The following is a 16,183-nucleotide window of genomic DNA, read 5'->3' on the forward strand; positions in this document are numbered from 1 at the left end:
CCGGAGGGCACGCTGGGGTGGCGAACGCTCAGTGCGGCAGAAGAAGCGGCCCGGATGGACGCGGTGCGCCGCTACGACATCCTCGATACCCCGCCCGACGGGGCGTTCGACCGTGTTGCGGCGATGGCGGCCCGGCTGTTCAAGGTGCCGGTGGCGAGCGTGACGATCGTGGACGAGGACCGGATCTGGTTCAAGGCCGCGCACGGTCTGGAGGGCGTAAGCGAGATTAGCCGGGAGCCGGGCCTGTGCGGTTCGGCGATTCTCGCCGACGAGACGCTGGTGATCCCGGACACTCTCACCGACCCGGTCGCCGTCAGCAATGGTCTGGTCACCGGGCCGATGGCGGTCCGTTTCTACGCCGCCGCGCCGATCATCACCGGCGACGGGCACCGGCTGGGAACCGTCAACATCCTCGACACCAAGCCGCGCCTGATCACCGAGGACGTCACCGCTACCCTCGCGGATCTGGCCTCGATCGTGCTCGATGAGATGGAGATGCGCCTGGCGGCCTTGACCGCCCTGCGCGCTGAGCATGAGCGGCGCATCGAGCAGGAGGAGGCCCGCGAGCGCGCGGAGCGCGACATGGCCGCCATCCAGGCGTTCGCCTCCACCCTCCAGCGCACCCTGCTGCCGCCGGCACTGCCGGTGGTACCGGGGCTGGAACTGGCCTGCCACTACGCCACCGCCTCCCCAAGGGACGTGGGCGGGGACTTCTACGACGTCTTCCCCCTCGACGGCACGAGGTGGGCGTTCTTCCTCGGAGACGTGTGCGGCAAGGGTCCCGAAGCGGCCGCCGTCACCTCCCTGACCCGCTACACCCTGCGCGCCGCCGCCCTGATCGACCCCGACCCCGACAAGGTCCTCACCTCCCTGAACACGGCGCTGCTCCTCGACCCGGCCGTCGGTACCCGGTTCTGCACCGCCGTCTTCGGCACCCTGGAACCCCACGAGAAGGAGGGGTTCACTGTCACGATGGCCACCGGTGGGCATCCCCGGCGTACCACCTGCGCGGACAGGGAGCGGTGGAAGCGGTGCGCCCCCTGGGCGGCATGCTCATCGGCGCCCTCGCCGAGGCGCGCTTCGCCTCCCACACCTTCCACCTCGCCCCGGGCGAAGGACTGCTTCTCTACACCGACGGACTGACCGAGGCCCGCACCCTGGGCGGAGAAATGATCGGAGAAGAGGGACTGACCCGCTTCCTCTCCGCCCGCACCGGGCTCATGGCCGCGGCCACGGTCATAGGGGACACCGTCGACCTCATCGAGGCCACACCCCAGGGGGCCGGGGACGACGTCGCCCTGCTGGCCTTGTCCGTCCCCCTCGCCGACGCCGCAGACGGCCTCACCGCGACCGCCACCACCCACACCATCGCCCCCGCCGGCGAGACGCCGGAGAGCCGCCCGTGACCGACTTCCGCCTCACCGCACAGCACACCGACGGCGACCTCGCCCTGGCCTACATCACCGGGGAACTCGACCTAGCCACCGCCCCCCGCCTGCGCACCCAGGCACTGGCCCTGATCGAACAAGGCCATCGCCACCTGATCCTCGACCTCGCAGCCGTCACCTTCTGCGACTCCTCCGGCTTCAACGCCCTGGTCGGCATCTTCCGCTGCGCCAAGGCCGCCGACGGCACCCTGGTCCTTGCCGCCCTCCCCGACCGCCTTGAGCGGCTGCTGGACCTCACCGGCCTCAGCGCCCTGCTGCCCGCCTATCCCACCGCCGCCCACGCCCTCGTCGCGCACACCTGCAGCCCAGACACGGCCACCGCGTAATCCCCTGCGGTGTCCGCCTATCCGGGCCGGCGCTTCTCAAGTACCTGCGCGGCCTCCTGCCGGACTGAGCCCGCACGGTCCTCGCGAGGCAAATCACTGGCCGTGCCCACAAGTTGTCAACTGTTCTGCATCGCTCTTGCCGACTACGTGGCGTCAATAGCCCTCTGATCAGCGGCAGGCTGTTCTGTTTCTTGCCAACAATCCTGCGCCGTCACAGCGAATCGGGTTGCAGGGCCATGCCCAACTACCCCCAAAATAGCGACAGAGCCAGGTTTTGTGATGTCGTCGCGCTGAGTGATCAGTCCTCTTGGGTAAATTTCAGAGCACCGGGTGCGGGTTGCTCGTATGATCGCGGGCGGGATGAGGCTCGTAGCGCAGCGGTTGTCGCGCCTTCACCGCATGTGGGAGGACGCCGGTTCGAATCCGGCCAGCCTCATCCCACTCTGACTCATGCCAGCAGAACTCGTTTCCGTAGGAGTTGGAAGCCTGCGCGTCCGAACATCCGGCGCTTGAGCATCTTGATCCTGTTGGCATGTACTTCGGCGTCCCCGAGTTCCAGGTCAGCGAGCCCGGCTACGAGTATCTGTCCCCGGTGCAGATCCGCCGCATGACCGCGGATACGCCCCGGGCGCGGGACCGTTTCCTCATCGCGCTGCTCGCCGCGACCGGCCTGCGGATGGAGAGGCCCTGGGCCTGCGCCAGGAGGATCTGCACTTCCTGGCCTCCTCCCGCTCCCTGGGATGCCCCGTGCCGGGCCCGCACCTTCATGTGCGGCGCCGCACCGACAACCCGAACCGGGCCCTGGCCAAGTCCAGACACTCTCGCTGCCTCCCCGTCACCCCCGACATCGTCGCCTTCTACACCGACTACCAGCAGGAGCGGACCCCGGCGGCCGCCGCGGCCGAGACAGGAATGGTGTTCGTGAACCTCTTCCGGCCCCTGCTGGGGCGTGCCACGGCCTACCCGAACGCCAAGAACGTTTTCGACCGTCTGGCCCGCCGCGTCGGGCATCCGGCGCGCCCGCACATGCTGCGCCACTCCGCGGCCACCCACTGGCTGCGTGAGGAAGTGGACCGGGACGTGGTGCAAAAGCTGCTGGGTCACGCCTCGCCACTGTCCAGGGACCGCTACCGACACGTCGATGAGTCCGAGACCCGGGCGGCTGTCGACCGGGCCCGGGCATGGCGGGAGGACCAGTGAGCACGGCCGGTGCGCCTGCCGTCGCACGTTCCGCACGGTCCCACCGCCACGATCACGGTTGTCTTCCAGGGGCACTACTCCCGGTTCGTGGACATGGCCCAAAGCTGAGCCGAGAAGTGGCCTGTACGCCCCTGTGAGCACCGAACTTTCCGCAGAAGCCCCCGTGGCCATCCGGGGCGAAGATCGACGCCCACAGGGGCGCGGGGGTGATTAAGCGGCTACGGGGCGGTTGGTCGTTGAGCCAGGTCGGAGAAACGGCGGGCGGCAACGCCCCGAAGGGAGGCACACGTGGACCGTGAACTGGCCCTGATCTGCCAGGAATGCGGCGGCAAGGTGTGGGACGACACCGGATACCTGTGAGCCCGCACCGGCGAGGTGAACACCGCCCAACAGGCCGCGCGGGCCTGGCAGGAGCGGCAGGACCGCCGTGACGAGCAGGGCCTCCCCATGGGCATGCACGACCTGTTGGCCTTTCCGGAGGAGGTCCGCTGGCAGGCCAACCACGAAGAATGCGACCCGGCACGGGACGGGAGCCACTACCGCATCCCGGCCTTCAAGCTCCGTACCCGGGCCGATCTCCTGGACTGGACCGCCCACGTCATGGAGAAGACCTGGCTGCCATCCACGGACTGGCGCGATCTCCTGCGGGAAGCCCGCAAGGGAGGCAAGCGCCTCGCCGTGACTGGCCGCTGACGGCTCCCCGGCCCCGTGCTGGACAGTCCGCCAGGGTGCCGCCGGGCATCTGCCGGGGCCTGTCCGGCAGATACCGTCCAGCGGTTCCCCGGCGGATGCCTGGCAGATGATCCGGCGCATGGTTCGGCCGGCGGGAAGCGGCGGTTCAGAGTGTGCACGTGTGCACGGGTATGGGCGTGCACACGAGCTGGAGGCTGCGGCATGCAGCGCCCCGTCCGCCGGCTCCTGGCAGCGGGGCCGGGCGCCGGCCCGGAGACCGCCCGGACCCGGGTTTTCGGCACCCGGCCGGAGGGTTGCCAGGTGCTGGATGCCTGGTCAGCGGCGTGCGTCTAGCAGCACAAGGTACTAGGTCCAGCACTCCCGCTAGTCTTCTGAGTCAGGAATTCTGTTCAGATAGCTGGCGGGGCCTTCGAGGATCTCGTCTGCGGTCTTCGTCCACACGTAGGGCTTTCGGGTCGGTGTTCCATGTGGCGATCCAGTCGCGGATGTCCTGTTGAACGTCTCGGTGCGGTGCGGCTGCAGGCCGAACGCCCGCCAGATCCGCGACACGGTCGACTGCGACAGGCCCAGCTCCTTGGCCATCGCACGTGTCGACCAGTGCGTGGCGTTCTTCGGCGTGCTCTCCAGCGTCCGCTTCACCACGGCTGCGACTTGCCCGTCGGTGACCGTCCTGGGCCCACCGCATGCGGCGTCGAGCCGAGCTGAGCGGCCACGTCCTTGTTCGACGCCCCGCTCGCACAGGCCAGGATGATCCGGCATCGCAGAGCCCATGCTTGCGGGGTGGAACGCCGTCGCACCCAGCCTTCCAGCGCAGCCCGTTCCTCGTCCGACAGGATCAATTCGGCCTTCGGCCGCCCAGTACGCGCCCCCTCAACCCTACACATCTGAACAGGATTTCTGACTCAGAAGACTAGCGGCAGAGCCGGGGCGCTGTCAGGGAGCTCGTGCATGCTTACGTGTGTGGTTGATTTTCGTAGACGTCCTGATGCCGGGCTTACCGGCGCTTCCGGCCGCGCCGCATGCCGGGCCGTGCGGTGCGGCCGATTTCCTGGCCGTGGAGCGGCTGGACGACCCGCGCTGCTGCACCGGCCACCATCCGGAAGCAGGCCCGGCCGCTGCTACGTCTTCGTGACCGTCACCCGGCACCGTCACCCCCACCGCCACCCGGGACCGCCAGGGGACCGCCATCCGGCAGGCCCGGGGGGCGGTGGTGTTGCGGTGGGCTGGCGGTGCCGGGTGGCGGTCGTGGTCACGCCCTGGGGCCGGCGCCGGATCCGGCGGGTCCGGTCCCGAGGATGCGGCGTCCGGTCGGCCGTGCGGGCGGCGGCTCGGCGGCGGCCGCGGCGAGCGCGTCGCATTCGGCGGCCTACTCCGCGTCGCTCATGTCGGACGGATGCTTCGGTCGCCTGTGCGTCCGGTCCCCGGCCTTCCCGAACCGGTGAGCGAGACAATCACACGACAGAGGCGCTGAGTTGGACGACATCGACGTCGGCACGGAAGACTGCAGCACCGGGGGCCTCCTGTTGCTCGGTTGGATTCGACACCCACGAGCTGTGCGGGAGGCCCCGCTTTCATGCTCGGTCAGTCAGAAGATCACCCGACCGAGTCGGCGACCTCGAACTCACGCTCACCAAGATCGACAGCGCAACAGCTTCCAAGGCGTGCGACCGGGGGAGCGGGTTGCCCTGTCCGCACGAGCACGCCTGTGCCCAGGCGTCAGGTGAACGCCAACGTCCGGTACGGAACGTCTCCGTCGCCTTTACCACATGTGGCTAACGGAAGTCATCTCTCCGTTTCTCCGGTGTAGCTGGTTATGATCGGTACCCCACGTCGCGTCAAAGCCGAACCGGACTTCCCCCAGTCCTGAACCCAGGACTGCGCCTGGTCTCGGCTGTTCGGTCGTCCCCCGCTGTTTCCCCGCTCCCCGAGGACTGATGTCTCCCATAGAACCCGAAGGCACAGGAGGGCAGTCGCCGACTCGTCGGCGGCGTACCCTGCGCCTGCGTACGCTGCTCATTTGGCTGGCAATCGTCCCTATTCTGGCGATGAGTACCCAAGTGGTTATGACCGCACAACCGCTGATGCACCAGTCGGAGCAACTGCGCGCTGATGTGGCAGTCGGTAAGCGGATCGACGTACCCCTGACCAGGCTTATGGCCAAAGTGCAGGCTGAGCGGACGATGACCGCCACATGGTGGGCGGGCGGTTCCGTGTCCGAAAAAGAGCTGCGCGAGCGGCGCGCGGCCACGGATCGGGCCGCGGACGAGTTCCGCCGGGCGGCGGACGGAGCTCTGGCGGCGACCGGGCGCGAGGACGGACATTACGTCGCGGAGCTGAAGCACGGCCTCGCGGATCTGGCCGCGTTCCGCGAGCGCGCGGACGCCCGCAGCGGGGACGCGGATCGGACGATCGGCTACTACTCCGACCTCGTCGACCACATCATCCGGGTGTACCAGAACGAGTTCAGCCATGCGGAAGACGCCGAGCTCATCCAGGAGAGCGGCGTGGTCGTCACGGTGTTCACGGTGTCCGAGATGGTGGCACGCGAGACCACCATCCTCGCCATGGCCGGGCCGTCCAGGCGTCTGAGCCCCTCCGGGTTCGCCGAATTCGTCAACTCCGTCGGATCCCAGCGGTACCAGTACGACGAGTGGGTCGCGCCGTATCTGACGGCCGAGGACAAAGCGGCCTACGACCAGGTCTTCGCCTCGGACGGCTGGAAGACGAAGGTCCGCATCGAGGACGCGGTCATCTCCGACCACCAGAACATCGCGTCCGGCATCAAGCTGCCCAAGGAGGCCGACGCCTGGCGGGCCGCGTATGACAAGTTCGCGGCGCGCGTTGCCGCGCTCGACGCGGAACAGGGGCGAGCACTGCTCGTGCGCGCCGACGCCAAGGCCACGCAGCTGGAGAACGAGGTCGTCTGGCTGATCGTCGGAAACGGTGCAGCCGTCCTTGCCGTCGCGGCCGTCATCGTGCTCACCACGCGCTCCGTGCTCCGCCGCCTGCACGGTCTGCACCAACGTACGGTGGCCATGGCTGAGGACACGCTGCCGGATGTCGTGGCCAGGCTCCAGCGTGGGCAGCCCGTCGACGACGATGCGCTGCCCGCCGTGAGCGGAGACCAGGACGAGGTCGGACGCATCAGCGACGCGTTCGCCCGGGTCGTCTCCGTATCCGTCGACGGGCATGCGCGGCTCGCGGCCGAGCGTCAGGGCTTCGGTATGTTCGCCGCGGGCATCGCCTCGCGCACCGGAAACCTGGTCAGCCGCCAGCTGACCCTCACCGACGAATTGCAGGACACCTTCGGGCACGACGAGGAGCTTCTCGCCCGGTTGATGCGATCCGACCAGTTGACAGTGGGTATGCGGCGGCAGATCGAGAACCTGCTCATCCTGGCAGGTGGGGAGATTCCCGATCCGCACACTGAGCCCATGCGCGTCGCCGACCTGCTGCGCGAAGCCGCTGCGGAAGTCGAGGACTTCCGGCGCATCGAGCGCCAGGCACTGGACGAGATCAGCGTGGTACCGCGGGTGATCAGCGAGATCAGCCACCTCCTGGCAGAACTCCTCGACAACGCCACCCGGTTCTCCCCGCCGCAGTCGAAGGTGGTCGTCCGTGCCGAACTGGTGACAGACGGGCTGTTGGTCGACATCGAGGATCGCGGGCCTCGGGTGACCGCCGCAACCTACGAGGAGATGAACGGGCGTCTGCACTCGGCCCCGCCGTATTCCGTCCTGGCGGAGAACGCGCACCGGCTCGGACTCTTCGTGGTCGGTCACATCGCGGAACAGCTCGGGGCCACAGTGACGCTGCGCCGCTCGGTATACGGAGGGACGTCGGCCGTGGTGATCCTTCCCGAGGAACTCCTTGTGCCGACCGAATCGGTCCGGGCGGGAAAGGAAGCGCCGCGTGCGGCGACGCCCGCCCCTGCACCGGGCCCGCTCGACGAACGCAGGTCCGAGCTGGTCCTGCACGCGAAGACCGGGGCGGCCGGCCCTAGGACGCCGGAGCGCTCGCTCAAGCGGCCGGTGAGGAGTAAGCCGCCGGTCCCTTCCGTGACACGGGACGGTGACGCGAAGCCGGCCCTCCCCGAGCGGGTCCCACAGGCTCACATCGCCGAGCAGCTCCGCGCGCCACACGTACCGAAGACTGCCGTCCATCAGGATGCGGCGACACCTGAAGAAGTGGCCGACGCCTGGGCGGACTATGAACACGGGACTCAGACAGTGGAAGAAGAACTCCGACAGGAACAGCCATGACGACGACAACGAACGACATGATCTACAGCGTCCTGGACAACAACCTGAGCAGGATCGCCGGCATCCAGGGAGCCGTACTCCTGTCCAACGACGGGATCAAGCTCAGTTCGTACGAGCTGGGACGGGAACAGGCGGAGCGCATAGCCGCCGCGTCCTCCGGTATCGCTTCCACGATGAAGGCGATATCCAGGGAGGTCGACGGCGGCCGGGTGATCCGCCAGCTGGTCGAGATGGACGACTGCTATCTCTGCATCGTCGGGTGCGGGGAGGGGAGCACGCTCATCGTGGTGACCTCCCGCAAGGCGCGGCTGGGGGAGCTGGGGGGTGAAGCCGTACGCACCGCTCAGGCGCTCGGTGAGTGGCTGAGCACGCCTGATCGCGGCCAGGCGCAGCCGTCGTAATGGCGGACGAGCCCGGGCCGCGAGAGGGAGGCCACCGCCGGACGCGGCTGTACGCGCTGACCGATGGACGTACGGCGGCTGCACACACCGCCTTCACCATGGACACCACGATCACGGCGGTGGCCGTCGCGGACGGCCACGGCGGCCTGCCCAGCGAGTGGCAGGCCATCCTCGCGATGTGCTCGCCTCCGGGCGGTCGGGCGGTCGCCGAGATCGCGGCGCGCATGCGCATCCGCCTCACTCCCATGACGCTTCTTCTCGGCGAACTCGCGGATCGGGGGCTGATCGAGCACCGGCCACCCCTGGAAGGGACCGAAACCACCAATGTCCACCTGCTCATGAGAATCAGGGACAACCTTGCCCGGATATGACACCCCTGCCCAGGAAGCGGCCCCCGTCAAGATCCTGATCGCTGGGGGATTCGGCGTCGGCAAGACGACCCTGGTCGAGACGGTCTCCGAGATCGAGCCGTTGCGCACCGAGGAGCGGCTGACGAGCGCGGGCGTCGGCGTCGATGACCTCGACGGCATCGAGTCCAAGGCGGTTACCACCGTCGCGATGGACTTCGGCCGCATCACCCTCACCGACGCACAGGTCGTGCTCTACTTGTTCGGCACACCTGGCCAGGAGCGCTTCTGGTTCATGTGGGACGACCTGCTGAACGGGGCACTCGGGGCGATCGTCCTGGTCGACACACGACGCCTCGACCGCAGTTTCCCGGCCGTCGACTTCTTTGAAAACCGAGGGCTTCCGTTCGTGGTCGCCGCGAACTGCTTCCACGGCGAACAGCCCTACACCGCCGAGGAGATCAGGGCGGCGCTGCATCTGCGTGACCCGAACACACCCATCCACTTGCTCGATGCCCGCTCCCGTGACGACGCGCGCGGTGCGCTGCTCTCGCTTCTGGACATGCTCATCACCAAAGCCGGGGTCGCGGCGACCGGCTGACTGCGGCCTGCCACGTGGTGGCGTGGAGGCTCACGACCGCGACCAGGGGATGGCGACCGAGCTGAGTGAGGGTCCCAGGCCGTCACTGGCCTGGCCTGTCCAGCTATGATCTCTCGGTTTGGTGTCGGGGGACTGACACAGTATCAGTGAGCGCTCCGGATTCCCGGCAAAACGCTTCGAGCACACGGTCTTGGTTCATGCCGGTGACGCTGCCAACCGGGCGCAATCAGGCACCCGGTTGGCATGACCTGGAGCTCAGCACGCGAGATTCTCTACTGCGCAGACGCGTCCGCCGATAAGGGGCATCCCGTCAGAGCCGGGGGCCGCCATGATCCGCGACCCGTTGCCCTGGGTGACCGCAACAGCCCGCCCCAGCCGGTCGGCGAGCAGGAGCGCTGCCGCTCCGGTGGCTTCGTCCTCGTCGATGCCGTCGCCACGGCCCGGGAATCCCCGGGCCCGGACTCGGTCGGCAGTCTCGTCCTGCCATGCCCAGGCGTACCCTCAGGTCCTGGCCGAAAAGGCCTACACGTCCCGCAGAAACCGCCGCCACCCGCGACGACGCGGCATCGCGCATACGATCCCCGAACGCCTCGACCAGCAAAGACACCGCAAGAACCGAGGCTCCCGAAACGGCCGGCCCGCCGGCTTCGACAGCGAGCGCCACAAGAAACACAACACCGTCGAACCCGCCATCAACCGCCTCAAGGGCTTCCGGGCCGTCGCCACCCGCTACGAGAAACGCGCCTACATCCACCTCGGCACCGTCACACTCGCAGCCCTCATCATCTGGCCCAGAACACGATCCGGGAAAAGCGCCTGAGGCACCACGCGGTACGTGGTGCCTCAGGTGGCTTGCGGCTGGGTTGGTGTGTGCGTGAGACCGGGGTCAGACGCGCACGGTGTACCACGCGCCGAGGCCGCCGCACCCGGTCGCGTTGTAGGTGGTGCTCCGGTAGCCCGCCGGGATGGGGGAGTAGGGGCACGTCCAGATGCCGTTGCGGACGAGCTGGTGGTACCAGGCGCCAACGCCGGAGCACCCGCTCTGGTTGTAGTTGGTCATGACGTATCCGGACACGACCGGGGAGCCCCCACAGGTCCAGATGCCGTCACGGGCGAGACTGTGCTGCCAGGAGCCGATGCCGGAGCAACCGCTGCTGATGTAGCCGGTGGTGACATACCCGGTCACGATCGGGGAGTACGAGCACGTCCATATGCCGTCGCGGGCCGGCTCGTGCAGCCAGGATCCTGCACCGTTGCAGCCGCTGCGATTGAACCCGGTGATGACGTAACCGGGAGGGACGACGGTCCCCGGGCAGGTCCACCCGCCTGCCGTGGCCCCCGCGGATCCGGTCTCGGCGGCGGCCGCTGTGCTGGTGGCCGCGCCGGTGAAGACGGCCGCGAGCATCGCAACCGCTCCCACCATCGCGGCGAACCTGCTGCGGAGGAACGACATCGTCGTACGGCTCTGAAGGCGACGCGATTGACTGTTCAACTCACACCCATCCTGTGGACGTTCCGGTGTATTCCCTCTCGATGACCGAGAGCACCTGGTGGTTGATCAGAAAGCACTTTAGTCGGCTTGGATAGCGAAAGATGCGGCTGTCGTAAACCAGTAACTACCTTGTCTGGAAATGGAGATGAGAGGTCATCGGCAGGCAATCGCCCCGCCTGCCTTCGACAGGTCCGCAAAATCGCGTGATTCGCCCCGCCGGAGGGCGGCATCGTGAGGCTGGCCTACCGGCGTCACGGGAATCTGGGCCGTCTCCTGCACGCCTTCATCGCCGAGGCCGAGTTGCGCGGTCAGGGGCCGCCGCCCTCGGTAGGCCTCCTTGAGCGGGACGGCGAAAATCCGCGGCAACGTGACCGGGAGGCGCGAGCAGAGATTCAGTGCCCTTCGTCAGCCCTCGCTCACCCCACGCTGGAGCGCCGCAATGCATCTCCCCACCTCTCGGTTCGATGGGGCCGTTCCGCAGCAGCCCGCCTCGCTGAGTCGCCCTGCTATTGATCAGAAACTCAAAGGGTTCTCGTTCAGGACGTAGCGGACGGTGGGGCCGTCGAAGTAGCCGCGGACGATGTGTGGCTGGCGTTGGCGTCTGCGGAAGAAGCGGCGGGTCTCGGCGGCGAGTTCGACCTGGTTCCGGGCCCGGTGCTGCCGGGGCAGGCTGTGCTTGAGGTCGGCGTTGACCAGCTCGTCGGGGTTCAGCTCGGGCGAGTACGGGGGCAGGAAATGCAGCTCGACGTCGTCGGGATGGGCGATGAGCCAGTCACGGACCTTCCGCGAGCGGTGGGCGGAGTGTCCGTCGACCACAAGGTGGACCTTGTGGTCGAAGTGGCCGGCGATCCGCTCCAGGAAGCGGCACATCACCTCGGCGGTGAAGCTCTCGGCGAAGACCATGAAGTGCATCCGGCCCTTGGTACTGATCGCCGACATCGCGTTCACCGAGAACCGGTTCCCGCTCCGCCGCACCACGGGAGTCCTGCCCTTCTCGCCCCAGGTGCGGCCGGTGGCCTGGTCGGAGCGGATGCCGACCTGGTCGGCGAACAGAACCTCGCCGCCCTCCTTCTTCGCCTTCGCCCGGATCTTCGGCCAGGTCTCCTCGTGCCAGCGCGCCACGGCCTCGGGATCCTGCTCGACGGCCCTCTTGTCCGGGCGCTGGAAAGACAGCCCCCACCGCTTGAGGTACTTGCCCACCCCGGGCTCGGTCAGCCGCACCCGGTACAGCTTCACGATCAGCTCGCCCACCAGCCGACGCGTCCACAACTGCCCGCCCAGCCCCACGTCACAGGGCCGGTGATCGAGGACCGCATGACGTACAGCGGTCTGCTCGGCCTCCCGAGCACCTGGTGCACCCCGACCGGCTTGCCCCGGCGCCGCATGACCAGCGCCTCCCGGCCACCGGCCAGCCACTTCGCCCACCAGCCGTCCACCGCCTTCAGCGACACCCCGAAAAGCCCTGCCACGTCCTCACGGTCCCGCCCCGCCACCAACGCGGCCACCGCCCGCAGCCGCAGGGCCTCCTGCGCCGACGGCGACAGATGCCGCGCGTCCCCCACCAGATCGCTCACACAACACCAACGACCCGGAACCCAAATCGTTTCGGATCAATATGCAACCCGCCAGGGCTGGGACAAGATCGCCAAGCTCCTCAGGCCCATCTGCACCGCCGCGACTGAGGGGGCCGCCCTTGAAAGATTCGCCGAGTTCGCCGACACGTGGGGCAAGAAGTACCCGGCGATCGTCAGGCTCTGGGTGAACGCCTGAGAGGAGTTCACCCCGTTCCTCCGCTTCGGCACCGAGATCCGCCGCATCGTCTGCACCACCAACGCGATCGAGTCCGTCAACGCCAGGATTCGGCGGGCGGTCAAGGCCCGCGGCCACTTCCCGAACGACACCGCGGCCCTGAAGCGCGTCCACATGGCGATCATGTCCCTCGACCCCACCGGCAAGGCAGGAACTACCTACGGCAGGCGATGGTGATGATTTCCCGGCTGTCATCGGTAATCGGACCTCGATCCCAGTCGCCGCACTGAGCCTCGATTTCGAAGCCTGCCTCGACCAGAAACGCGCTGAGCGTCGCAACGTCGAGGAACCGCAAGCTCTCACTCAGGACACGGAGCACCGTGCCGTCCGGCTTCGCCACCGTCCCGCGGATGGTGACGATGTCGCCGACGACGGAGTCGACGTCGTGCCAGTAACGCAGGGCACGGCCGGCATCATCGACAAGGTCGACTGCGTCGTCCGGGTTCGAAGACGTCCATCCCTCCCAGGCCCTTGCTTGGGGGTGTCGGGTTTCGAAGGCGAAGCGACCACCGCGCCGCAGCGCCCCGTGGATGGCACTGAGCGAAGCCCGCAGTTCGTCATCGGTGAGCAGGTTCTGGAAGGCGTGGCCAGTCATCGTGGCGAGTTCGAAGCCCGCCCCATTCCTGGCGTCCGCTGCGGTGCCCTCGATCCACTCCACGTCAGCCCGCAGCCGTGCCCGATCCAGCGCGGCGCAGTCGGGGTCCAAGCCGACAAGCCGACCGCGATGACCACGCTCACGAGCGAGCTTCAGCATGGCGCCCGTGCCACAACCGATGTCGAGAACCGACTCCGCAGCCATGACCAACGGGAAGTAGAACCGGCCGTCGGATCGCCGGTCCGGGTTCCACGGGTTCAGCAAGTCGTACAGCGCAGCGACATCAGCATCGGAGAACACTGGCGACAGTTTCTGCCAACCCTCGCACCTCAGCAACCGATTAACGCACGCCCCACTCAAGGCCCTCTCACGGAACTTACCGCTCACGGGCGCCGAGGCATCGATGGCGCTCCCGTGATCATTTACAGACCCGCCGCCACTCGGTCTGGTGAAGGGCAGAGAAGGTGGGAACCCTCCAAGCCCGGCTGGACATCGTTGTGCCGATCAAGATCACCGTGTCCATCCGCACAGCCGCAGACTTGCAACACGGGGTGGCCGAGGCGGCCGCCGCGTCCTTGCCCGTGACGACACCTGGGACATCACACCGTGAGCGAACGCGTCATTGCGCCCAAGAACCGGGGCTTCCTGTTCCTCGACTCCCATCCTGGTGGCTGCCGACAGCTGGTCGATGAGATGTGGCAGGCCGTCCCCGCCCCGGTCACTGCCGGGGGCGAAGGGCCGGTGGCTCTGGTCATCGGATCGTCCGCCGGGTATGGCCTGGCCGCTACGATCGCGGGCCTGGCCCGTGTCGGTATCCGTGGCATCGGCGTGTGCTTCGAGAAGGCACCCGCGCGGCGCACCGGAACGGCCGGTTGGTACCGCACCGCCGCCACCGCCCGGCTCGCCCGACAGCACGGGCGGGACATGGTCTTCCTCAATGGCGACGCGTTCAGCGACACGGTGAAGGAGCAGGTTGCCGACCTCCTCGCCGAGCGGTTCGGGGGACGACTCGACTTCCTGGTCTACTCGGTGGCCGCGCCTCGCCGTACCGACCCGGACACCGGCAACGTGCATGCCTCGGTCCTCAAGCCGATCGGCTCGCCGTACACCACCAAGACCCTCGTCTTCGACGAGTACGGTGCCCCGGAGGTGAAGGAGGTCACCACCGCGCCGGCCGAGGGCGACGACATCGAGCAGACCGTGGCGGTGATGGGCGGCACCGACTGGGAACGGTGGATCACGTTCCTGGCCGACCGGTCCCTGCTGGCCGACGGTTTCGCCACCGCCGCCCTGTCCTACATCGGCTCGCCGCTCACCGCGGCGATCTACCGGCAGGGCACCATCGGCGCCGCGAAGTCCCATCTGGAAGCCACCGCACGCGCGTTGGACGAGCGCCTCGGCAAGACCCTGGGCGGCCGGGCCGTGACCTCGGTCAACGCCGCTGCCGTCACCCAGTCCTCCACCGCCATCCCCGGCATCGCCCTGTACGCCGGACTGCTGCGCGGCGTTCTCGGTGACACCATGGTGGCCCCGGTCGGCCAATTGGTGGAGCTGTGGGACCAGCTGACCGGCGCCAGGCCCCTCGACCTCGACGAGGAGGGCCGGGTCCGCCTCGACACCTGGGAACTCGAGCCCGCCGTGCAGGACGCCGTCGCCGAACGCTGGAACGCCGCCACCAGCGACACCATCACCGAACTCGCCGACCTCCACTGGTTCAGCGACGAAGTCCGCCGCCTCTACGGCTTCTCCGTCCCCGGCGTCGACTACACCGCCGCCGTCGAAACCGATGTCCTCTGGCCCACTCTCAATATCTGACCTGCGCCCCGGACACCGGTCGCGTCGTAAAACGCGTCACTCAGCTCAACACGCAGGCCTTGACAGAGAAGGAGTCCGAGACCATCGGTCTTCGGGCCGAGCGGGCATGCCGCGCGGCATCGCCCGGCAGGCCGCGGCGTGTGTGTTGGCGGCCTGGGCGGGCCTCACCCCTTCTCCGGCCCTGAAACGCACGAAGGTCCGTACTCGTACCGCATTGTTCGCTGGGGTACGGGTTTTCGGGTTGGGCGGGTTCAGGCGGCTGTCGCGCTGTCGTCGGCAGCGGGCCGGTCGGTGCGGCGAAGCCCCGGAATTTTCTTCTTCCAGCGGTCCCAGAGGGCGGGGTGGGTGTGGCGCCAGGCGGTGCGGTCCAGGCGTACAGGGTCCGCGTAGCGCTGGGAGAAGCCGCAGGTGCACTCCAGGCGGTAGGGGAGATCCTGTTCGTCGTCCCGTGTCGTGGTGACGACGACGCGGTCCCGGTTGTGAGTCCCGTGGTAGGTGCCGACCCAGAGCTGTGTGCGCATCGCATTTCCGATCTGTATGTAGGTGGCGCCGGGACGGTCGGGCTCGCGTCGGCGGGGGAGTGGAGCAGATTGAACACGGCAGTGCCCCCGCCGGCGCCGGGGGTCGGGATGGCGCCGACGTAACCGTCGATGGCGAGGTACTTCTGGACATTCATCAGGTGGCCTTCGCCAGGGTCTTGGTGGAGCGAGGGGAGCGGGTGCGGGAGATGTGCTGCGCGAGGACCAGGAGCTCGCGGTTGCACCGCTGCTCGGGCATGAGCGGCCGGGCCTTCGGGCCGCGCCGGTACCAGAGCCGGGACGCGGGCGGCCCGGGGCCAGTAAGGAAAACGAGGAGAAGAGAGGGCGCGTGCATGGGGTGTCCTTACTCGGGCAGGCTGTGGGTGGCCCCGGGGATGGCTGGCTGGCGATCTGCTGGTGACGGAACAGCCCGCCCCGGGGCATTTCTGTGCTCAGGCGTGGCCTTCGTCGTGCTTGGGCTTGGCGTCGGACACGGAGCGGCCCAGCCGGGCCACGACGAGGTTGGAGGCGCACCAGTTCTCGGCGCAGACTTTGTGCACCGGCTTGCCGGCGTGGGAGCACAGCGGGATGGGCCGCTTGCACAGGACGCACGGCGCGTCCCAGCGGAAATGAACGCTGTCGCGCCAGTCCAGGAGCACGGGCCGGGGAACCCGAT

Annotated in this window: 13 protein-coding genes, 1 tRNA gene and 6 pseudogenes; 12 read left to right on the forward strand and 8 right to left on the reverse strand. The window is 68.1% G+C overall.

All coding sequences use genetic code 11. From position 1 onward, the window contains the following. Positions 1–123: 123 nt before the first annotated feature. From BN1555_RS35790 to BN1555_RS35810, 5 genes and pseudogenes are all read left to right on the forward strand, one after another. Positions 124–1,406: pseudogene (locus tag BN1555_RS35790) on the forward strand (PP2C family protein-serine/threonine phosphatase). Further along, a complete protein-coding gene (locus tag BN1555_RS35795; protein ID WP_093804126.1) occupies positions 1,403–1,774 on the forward strand; it encodes an STAS domain-containing protein in 372 nt (123 codons plus the stop codon). Before BN1555_RS35790 ends, BN1555_RS35795 begins: the two are co-directional and overlap by 4 nt. Positions 1,775–2,136: 362 nt before the next feature. Further along, positions 2,137–2,210, forward strand: a tRNA-Ala gene (locus tag BN1555_RS35800). Positions 2,211–2,521: 311 nt separating this feature from the next. Next, positions 2,522–2,974 carry a tyrosine-type recombinase/integrase gene (locus BN1555_RS35805; protein ID WP_255306533.1) on the forward strand — a complete coding sequence of 151 codons (453 nt, stop codon included), beginning with the start codon at positions 2,522–2,524 and terminating at the stop codon, positions 2,972–2,974. Between the two features lie 375 nt (positions 2,975–3,349). Continuing rightward, on the forward strand, positions 3,350–3,667 hold the full coding sequence (locus BN1555_RS35810) for a hypothetical protein (RefSeq protein WP_093804127.1): 318 nt from the start codon (positions 3,350–3,352) through the stop codon (positions 3,665–3,667). 495 nt (positions 3,668–4,162) lie between these two features. On the opposite strand, the pseudogene BN1555_RS35815 reads toward BN1555_RS35810, so the two are convergent. Next, positions 4,163–4,551: pseudogene (locus BN1555_RS35815) on the reverse strand (IS630 family transposase); the annotation flags it as partial. 1,050 nt (positions 4,552–5,601) lie between these two features. Between BN1555_RS35815 and BN1555_RS35825 the strand changes: the two are divergent. From BN1555_RS35825 to BN1555_RS35840, 4 genes are read left to right on the forward strand one after another with little or no spacing between them, the layout of a single operon-like run. Continuing rightward, positions 5,602–7,929: a sensor histidine kinase gene (locus BN1555_RS35825; protein ID WP_093804128.1), complete on the forward strand. Its 2,328-nt coding sequence runs from the start codon at positions 5,602–5,604 to the stop codon at positions 7,927–7,929. After that, positions 7,926–8,330: a roadblock/LC7 domain-containing protein gene (locus tag BN1555_RS35830; RefSeq protein WP_093804129.1), complete on the forward strand. Its 405-nt coding sequence runs from the start codon at positions 7,926–7,928 to the stop codon at positions 8,328–8,330. Before BN1555_RS35825 ends, BN1555_RS35830 begins: the two co-directional genes overlap by 4 nt. Then, positions 8,330–8,701, forward strand: coding sequence for a DUF742 domain-containing protein (locus BN1555_RS35835; protein ID WP_093804130.1), 372 nt, complete (start codon positions 8,330–8,332; stop codon positions 8,699–8,701). The genes BN1555_RS35830 and BN1555_RS35835 overlap by 1 nt, the downstream gene beginning before the upstream one ends. After that, positions 8,688–9,278, forward strand: coding sequence for a GTP-binding protein (locus BN1555_RS35840; RefSeq protein WP_093804131.1), 591 nt, complete (start codon positions 8,688–8,690; stop codon positions 9,276–9,278). The genes BN1555_RS35835 and BN1555_RS35840 overlap by 14 nt, the downstream gene beginning before the upstream one ends. A 255-nt stretch (positions 9,279–9,533) precedes the next feature. Here the strand turns inward: BN1555_RS35840 and BN1555_RS41115 are convergent. Beyond that, positions 9,534–9,776: pseudogene (locus tag BN1555_RS41115) on the reverse strand (PhzF family phenazine biosynthesis protein); the annotation flags it as partial. 16 nt (positions 9,777–9,792) lie between these two features. Between BN1555_RS41115 and BN1555_RS41120 the strand changes: the two are divergent. After that, positions 9,793–10,098 (forward strand): annotated as a pseudogene (locus BN1555_RS41120) (transposase); the annotation flags it as partial. 66 nt (positions 10,099–10,164) lie between these two features. Here the strand turns inward: BN1555_RS41120 and BN1555_RS35855 are convergent. Beyond that, the gene (locus tag BN1555_RS35855) at positions 10,165–10,701 is read right to left on the reverse strand and encodes a hypothetical protein (protein ID WP_255306534.1); all 537 of its coding nucleotides are present in this window, start codon (positions 10,699–10,701) and stop codon (positions 10,165–10,167) included. A 582-nt stretch (positions 10,702–11,283) separates the two neighbouring features. Continuing rightward, a pseudogene (locus BN1555_RS35860) lies at positions 11,284–12,284 on the reverse strand (IS630 family transposase). A 91-nt stretch (positions 12,285–12,375) separates the two neighbouring features. Between BN1555_RS35860 and BN1555_RS35865 the strand changes: the two are divergent. Further along, positions 12,376–12,726 (forward strand): annotated as a pseudogene (locus BN1555_RS35865) (transposase); the annotation flags it as partial. A 7-nt stretch (positions 12,727–12,733) separates the two neighbouring features. On the opposite strand, the gene BN1555_RS35870 reads toward BN1555_RS35865, so the two are convergent. Next, positions 12,734–13,474, reverse strand: a complete 741-nt coding sequence (locus BN1555_RS35870; RefSeq protein ID WP_093804134.1) for a class I SAM-dependent methyltransferase — start codon at positions 13,472–13,474, stop codon at positions 12,734–12,736. Between the two features lie 306 nt (positions 13,475–13,780). Between BN1555_RS35870 and fabV the strand changes: the two genes are divergently transcribed. Continuing rightward, on the forward strand, positions 13,781–14,989 hold the full coding sequence (fabV, locus tag BN1555_RS35875; RefSeq protein WP_093804135.1) for an enoyl-[acyl-carrier-protein] reductase FabV: 1,209 nt from the start codon (positions 13,781–13,783) through the stop codon (positions 14,987–14,989). 251 nt (positions 14,990–15,240) lie between these two features. Here fabV and BN1555_RS35880 read toward each other — a convergent pair whose 3' ends face one another. From BN1555_RS35880 to BN1555_RS35890, 3 genes are all read right to left on the reverse strand, one after another. Then, on the reverse strand, positions 15,241–15,510 hold the full coding sequence (locus BN1555_RS35880; protein ID WP_093804136.1) for a hypothetical protein: 270 nt from the start codon (positions 15,508–15,510) through the stop codon (positions 15,241–15,243). Positions 15,511–15,664: 154 nt separating this feature from the next. After that, positions 15,665–15,862, reverse strand: coding sequence for a hypothetical protein (locus BN1555_RS35885; protein ID WP_093804137.1), 198 nt, complete (start codon positions 15,860–15,862; stop codon positions 15,665–15,667). A 97-nt stretch (positions 15,863–15,959) separates the two neighbouring features. Continuing rightward, positions 15,960–16,166, reverse strand: a complete 207-nt coding sequence (locus tag BN1555_RS35890) for a hypothetical protein (RefSeq protein WP_218058268.1) — start codon at positions 16,164–16,166, stop codon at positions 15,960–15,962. Positions 16,167–16,183: the final 17 nt, after the last annotated feature.

It is taken from the genome of Streptomyces sp. Wb2n-11 (assembly GCF_001049855.1).
Lineage (GTDB): Bacteria > Actinomycetota > Actinomycetes > Streptomycetales > Streptomycetaceae > Streptomyces > Streptomyces altiplanensis.